This is a genomic window from Ramlibacter sp., assembly GCF_035706265.1.
Lineage (GTDB): Bacteria > Pseudomonadota > Gammaproteobacteria > Burkholderiales > Burkholderiaceae_C > Ramlibacter.
Genome location: NZ_DASSVG010000437.1, coordinates 1 through 5,918 on the forward strand (window position 1 = coordinate 1; position 5,918 = coordinate 5,918).

The window sequence follows — 5,918 nt, forward strand, 5'->3', positions numbered from 1 at the left end:
CGGTTGCCGATGCGCTGCGGCTCCACGCCGCTGCTGAGGAAGGCGCTGACGTTCGGGTACATCAGCATCAGCGCCGCCTGCACCATCGACGCATCGATGGTCTGGCCCTTGCCGTCGCGGGCCCGCTGGTGCAGCGCGGCGGAGATCGCCATCGCGGCCAAGAGGCCCACGGCGACGTCCACCACCGGGAAGCCGACCTTCACCGGCGGCCCCTCGGGGTCGTCGCCCGACATCATCATCATGCCCGTGAGCGCCTGCACCACGTGGTCGTAGGCGCCCCGGCCGGACCATTCGCCTTGCTGGCCGAAGCCGGAGATCGAGCAGTACACGACGCCGGGATTGACGGCGCGGATCGCCGGCTCGTCCAGCCCGAAGCGCTTCACCACGCCGGGGCGGAAGTTCTCGATGAACACGTCGGCGGTGCTCGCCAGGTCGCGCACGGCCTGCGCGCCTTCCGGCGTGCGCACATCCACTGCCACGGAGTGCTTGCCCGCATTGAGGGCGACGAAGCCGTCGGGCGTATCGGTGGGCGCGGTGCGCGGGCCGCGCAGCACGTCACCGCCTTCCGGCGACTCGATCTTGATCACCTCGGCGCCGAGTTGCGCCAGGTAGAAGGAGGCCAGCGGACCGGCGATCACGTGCGACATGTCGACGACGCGCACACCTTTCAGGGCTTGCAGCATGTCCGTCCTCAGGCCACCGAAATGCCGGCCAGCTTGATGATGTCGGCCCACTTGCCGTTCTCGCTGCGCGCGAAGGCGGCGAAGGCCTGCGGGCTTTCGCTGGGCACCACCGAGTTGCCGGTGGCCTCGAAGCGCTCGCGCACGCCGGGCTGCGCGAGTCCCTTGACGACCGCCGCGTGCAGCCTGGCCACCACATCGGCCGGCGTGCGCGCCGGCGCCCAGAAGCCGAACCAGGACTCCTGCACGGCCAGGTCGTTCTTCAGCACCTCCTTGAGCGTGGGCACGTCCGGGTAGTCGGCCAGGCGCTTGGCGCCCGTGATCGCCAGCGCCCGCAGCTTGCCGCCCTTGACCTGCGGCAGGCCGGTGCCGGTGACCGGGAAGGCAAAGTCGGTATCGCCGCGCATCAGCGAGGCCATGATCTCGACCGAGCCTTTCAGGGGAATGTGCGTGGCCTTCAGTCCGGCCAGCGACACGAGCGTGGCGCCGGCCAGGTGGGCCGAGGTGCCGATGCCGCCGGAGCAGTAGTTCAGCTTGCCGGGGGCCGCCTTCGCGGCCGCGATCACGTCCTGCACCGACCGATAGGGTCCATCGGCGCGCACCACCATCACCGTCGGCGAAGCCGCCATGTTGCTGACCGGCACGAAGTCGGCCAGCGGGTCGAACTTGAGTGCGGGCTGCAGCAGCTTCTGGATCAGGTGCGTGTTGGATCCCATCAGCAGGGTGTAGCCGTCCGGGTCCTGCTGGGCGACGTACTGCGCGGCCAGCACGCCGGCGGCGCCGACCTTGTTCTCCAGGACGACGGGCTGGCCCAGGGCGTCGCCCAGTTGCGGGCCGAACTGCCGCACCAGAACGTCGGGGCCACCACCGGCGGCATAGGGAACGATCACGCGCACCGGGCGGCTCGGGAAGGGCTCGGCGGCGTGCACGCCGGCCGCGGCCAGCGCAAGGGGGAGGGTGGAAGCGAGGAACTGTCGGCGCTGCATGGCTTGTCTCCTGGAATGGGCACAGGATAGGCTGGGCGAGGCTTGCAAGGAAGTGATATGTTTTCAGGCATTGCAAACTTCCGGTGATCGCTCCATGCCGCTTCCTTCCAGCGACGTCGCCGATGCGGCCGGCCGCCTGGCGGCGCGATTGCGCTTCCGCCATCTGCAGCTGCTGCTGGCGCTGGAGCGCGAGGGCAGCCTGCGCGGCGCGGCGCAGGGCATGAACCTGACGCAGCCGGCGCTGAGCAAGGCGCTGGCGGAGATCGAGTCCGCCTTCGGCGTGCCGCTGTTCGAGCGCAATGCGCGCGGGCTGAAGCCGACGCCGCGCGGCCGCGTCGCGCTGCAGGGCGCGGCCTTGCTGCTGGCGCAACTGGGGCAGGTGCAGCAGGAGCTGTCGGCGGCGGCGCCGGCGCTACTGCTGCGCGTGGGGGCGCCGCCCTTCGTTGCGCAGGGCTACCTGCCGCCGCTCCTGGGCCGCCTGACGGCCGCGACGCCGCCGGTGCAGGTTTCGCTGCTGGAGGAGCGCGTGCCGATGTTGCTGCGGGCGCTCGCTGCCGGCGAAGTCGATGCGCTGGTGAGCACCCATCCGGCCCAGATGCCCGAGGACCTCGGCGCCGAACTCGCGTTCGAGAAGCTGTTCGATGCCGAGTTCCTGGTGATTGCGCCACCGGCGCATCCGCTGGCGCGCAGCCGCCGGGTGGATTGGGCGCAGCTCGCGCGCGAGCGCTGGGTGCTGCCGGGACGCAGCTCGATGCTGCGGCGCGTGCTGGACGAATGCTTTCTGCGGGCTGGCGTGGTGGCGCCGGCTCCTGTGGTCGAATCGACCAGCCCGGTCACCAACGTCGAACTGGTCGCCCACGGCCTCGGGCTCGGTGCGGCGCCGGGCCCGGCGGCACAGGCTGCCGTGGCGCAGGGCCGCGTCGCCCGCCTGCGGGTGGCGCCCGCGATGCCGCCGGCGCCGGTGGCGCTGATCACGCGTGCCGGCCCGCGCAATCCGCGCGTGGACGCGTTGCGCGCCGCGCTGCGCGGCAGCCGGTGAAGGGCCTCACCCCACGTGCTGCTGCAGCACCCGCACCAGCTGGCTGCTCACGTTGCGCAGCCTCTGGGCGAGCAGCTGCGTGAGCTTCACCAGCAGCTTGGCGCCGATGTCGGGGCGGGCGCGGATCAGGCGCTCGACGCCGGAGCGATCGAGCACGGCGGCCTCGACGTCGGAGAGCGCCCAGCAGCTCGCGTAGCGCGGCTCGCCGTCGAACATCGACATCTCGCCCAGCACCGTGCCGGGGCGCAGCACCGCCAGCCGGGTGTTGTCGCCGCGGATCTCGCGCTCGGCTTCCGGGCCGATGCGCTTGCCCACGTCCACGGTGCCGCGCAGCAGCAGCATCATCCAGTCGTTGGCGTCGCCTTCCGCGATCAGCATCTGGCCCGGCCGCGCGCGCACCTGCAGCATCAGCGAGCCGAGCACGTCCACCTCGCCGGCACTGAAGTCCTGCAGCAGCACGCTCTCCTCCATCAGCCCGGGCCAGCTCGAAAGGTTCTCGCACGGGCCCAGCACCTCCAGGCCGGCGGCGCGCATCTGCTGCTCCAGGGGCGACGTGGCCATGCGTCAGCGCTGCTGCAGCCAGGCCGCGATGTCCTGCGCCGCGGCGTCGGTGGCGGCCACCAGCGCGCGCACGCCGCCGGGCGCGTCGGCACTGTCGGCCGGACGCCGCACCTCGAAGCTGCGCTGCGCCACCAGCCGCTCGCCGCCACCGGTGTTTTCCAGCAGCGTGCAGCGCAGGCGCAGCACGCCCTCGCTGGCGCTCGCCGACGCGAACAGCTGGCTGAACTCCTCCAGCTCCACCCGCAGCACGGCCGGCGGCTCGCCACCCCGGCGCACCAGGGCCGCGGCGGCGGCGTTATCGAGCACGGGCCGCTCGCGCGCGAGCACCGCGCGCAGCCGCTGGCGCAGCAACTGCCCGGGCGGGGCGCTCCAGCGGGCATAGGCGTAGGGGTGCAGCTCGTTGGGATCGTCGTAGCCCAGGCGGTACAGCAGCGCCGGCGTCTCCAGGATGCCGCGCACCTCCACGTCGGGCAGCACCAGCGCCGCGCGGGGCGGGGCCGTGCCGGCGGGCGTCGGCGTCTGCGCGCCGAAGTCGTACATCGTCTGCCGCACCGGCTTGCTCGGAAGGGCGCTGCAGCCGGCCAGTGCCAGCCCCGCGAGCGCCAGCCACCCCCTCCGCTTCATCGACGCGCCTCCGGGCTGCGCCAGCCTGGTTCGCCCGGGCCCGGCTGCGGCTTGCCTTCTCCATAAATCAGCATCTGGGGATTCTCGGTGAGCTCGTTGATCGCGCGGCGCAGGCTGCGCAGGGTTTCGTTGCCTTCCTCCGCCAGCCGGTTCACGCGCGGGAGGGTGGTGGCGCTGAAGGTCTCCACCACGTGCGCGAGCGCGTCGGTGCCTTCGCCGATGCGGTCCAGCGGGCCGCCGGGCGCGTTGATGCGCTGCGCGGTCTGGCCGAATTGCGCGGCGGCGGTGCTGACCTGGTCGGCGGTGACGCGGAAGCGGTCCACCGTGGTCTGCACGCCGCGCATGGTGACGGTGGCCTGCGCGATGGCGGGGTCGAGCCGCTGCGTGACGGTGTGGTCCATGCGCTGCACCAGCTGGTGGGTGGAGCCGGCCGCCTGGCTGATGTTCTCCAGCGCGTCGGCGATGCGCTTCTGGTTGTCGTCGCCCAGCAGCGTGTTGATGCGCTCGGTGGCCTCCTTCACGCGCTCGAGGATCACCTCGCCGTTCTCCTCCAGCCGCGCGAGCAGGCCCGGTTCCAGCGGGATGCGCGGCGGGTGGTCCTCGTCGGGCACCAGCCGCGCCGCCTTCTTGCCGTGGTCGGACAGCTGGATGAAGGCCAGCCCCGTCACGCCCTGGTAGCTCAGGGTCGCGAAGGTGTCGCGCGTGAGCGGCGTGTCGCGGTCGATCTCCAGCCGCACCAGCACGTTGCCGACCTTGTCGGGATCGAAGCCGATGCGGCGGACCTTGCCGACGTCGACGCCGCGGAAGCGCACCGGCGCCTGCTCCTGCAGGCCGGTGACTGTCTCGCGGGTGGAGATCTCGTAGGTGTCGCGCACGCCGGTCTCGCGCGTCAGCCAGGAAGCGAGCCCCAGCACCAGCGCCGTGAGCAGCGCCACGAAGATGCCGGCGGCCATGGCGTGGGCCTTGTTTTCCATGGTGTGCCTTTTTACCTTGATCAGATCGCGAACGGGTACTCGCGCAGCAGCTCCATCGCGCGCTGGCCGCGTTCGCCGAGGAAGAAGTCCTCCACGAAGGGATGGCGGAAGGCGATCACCTCGCGCGGCCTGGCGTTGACGATCACGCGCTGGTCGGCCAGCACCGCGATGCGCGTGGACAGCTCGAACAGCGTGTCGAGGTCGTGCGTGACCATGATCACCGTCAGCGCCAGGTCGCGGTGCAGCGAACGCAGCAGGTTGACGAAGCCGTCCGAGCTGTCGGGGTCCAGGCCTGCCGTGGGCTCGTCGAGCAGCAGCAGCGGCGGATCCATGATGAGCGCGCGGGCCAGCGCCGCCCGTTTGATCATGCCGCCCGAGAGCTCGGACGGCATCTTCTCGGCGTCGGCCGGCTTCAGGCCCACCATCTGCAGCTTCACCATCGCGGCCTCGACGATCAGGCGGCGCGGCAGCGTCTTGAGTTCGCGCAGGGGAAAGGCGACGTTCTCCAGCACCGTGAAGGCGGAGAACAGCGCCCCGTGCTGGAACAGCATGCCGACCCGGCCGGAGGCACCGCGGCCGGACAACTCACCCACCGGCCGGCCCATGATGCGCACCTCGCCGCGGTGGGGATGCTCCAGCCCGAGGATCTGCCGCAGCAGCACGGTCTTGCCCGAGCCCGAGCCGCCGACGATGGACAGCACCTCGCCGCGGTGCACCGTCAGGTCCAGGTCCTTGTGGATCACGAGCCGCCGCTCCGGCATGTCGAACACGGACCAGAGCTTGCGGATCTCGACGATCGGCTCCGGCGCCTCCGGGCGCGGCGCGGCGGCGGGCTCCATCAGATGCCCACCTTGCTGAACAGGATGGCGAACAGCGCGTCGACCAGGATCACCACCGTGATCGCGGTCACCACCGAGGCCGTCGTGCCCTGCCCCAGGCTCTGGGTGTTGGGCTGCACCCGCAGGCCGAAATGGCAGCCGATCAGCGCGATCAGGATGCCGAACACGACCGACTTCGACAGGCCCAGCACCAGGTTCGACACCCGCACCGCGTC

Annotated in this window: 8 protein-coding genes; 1 reads left to right on the forward strand and 7 read right to left on the reverse strand. The window is 71.5% G+C overall.

Annotated elements, in window-relative coordinates; translation table 11 throughout:
* On the reverse strand, positions 1-683 hold a 683-nt coding region (locus VFM98_RS15490; protein WP_325110805.1), incomplete at its 3' end, for a CoA transferase.
* Between the two features lie 8 nt (positions 684-691).
* Positions 692-1,666, reverse strand: coding sequence for a tripartite tricarboxylate transporter substrate binding protein (locus VFM98_RS15495; protein WP_325110806.1), 975 nt, complete (start codon positions 1,664-1,666; stop codon positions 692-694).
* 94 nt (positions 1,667-1,760) lie between these two features.
* Here VFM98_RS15495 and VFM98_RS15500 point away from each other — a divergent pair, with 94 nt between their 5' ends.
* Positions 1,761-2,705, forward strand: a complete 945-nt coding sequence (locus VFM98_RS15500; RefSeq protein ID WP_325110807.1) for a LysR family transcriptional regulator — start codon at positions 1,761-1,763, stop codon at positions 2,703-2,705.
* A gap of 6 nt (positions 2,706-2,711) precedes the next feature.
* Here VFM98_RS15500 and VFM98_RS15505 read toward each other — a convergent pair whose 3' ends face one another.
* From VFM98_RS15505 to VFM98_RS15525, 5 genes are all read right to left on the reverse strand, one after another.
* A complete protein-coding gene (locus tag VFM98_RS15505; protein WP_325110808.1) occupies positions 2,712-3,266 on the reverse strand; it encodes a cyclic nucleotide-binding domain-containing protein in 555 nt (184 codons plus the stop codon).
* 3 nt (positions 3,267-3,269) lie between these two features.
* The gene (locus tag VFM98_RS15510) at positions 3,270-3,890 is read right to left on the reverse strand and encodes an ABC-type transport auxiliary lipoprotein family protein (protein WP_325110809.1); all 621 of its coding nucleotides are present in this window, start codon (positions 3,888-3,890) and stop codon (positions 3,270-3,272) included.
* Positions 3,887-4,864 (reverse strand): MlaD family protein, encoded by a 978-nt coding sequence (locus VFM98_RS15515; protein ID WP_325110810.1) that lies wholly within the window; start codon positions 4,862-4,864, stop codon positions 3,887-3,889. The genes VFM98_RS15510 and VFM98_RS15515 overlap by 4 nt, the downstream gene beginning before the upstream one ends.
* 20 nt (positions 4,865-4,884) lie before the next feature.
* A complete protein-coding gene (locus VFM98_RS15520) occupies positions 4,885-5,703 on the reverse strand; it encodes an ABC transporter ATP-binding protein (RefSeq protein ID WP_325110811.1) in 819 nt (272 codons plus the stop codon).
* A partial coding sequence (locus VFM98_RS15525) for an ABC transporter permease (RefSeq protein ID WP_325110812.1) occupies positions 5,703-5,918 on the reverse strand: 216 nt, incomplete at its 5' end. The genes VFM98_RS15520 and VFM98_RS15525, both read right to left, overlap by 1 nt.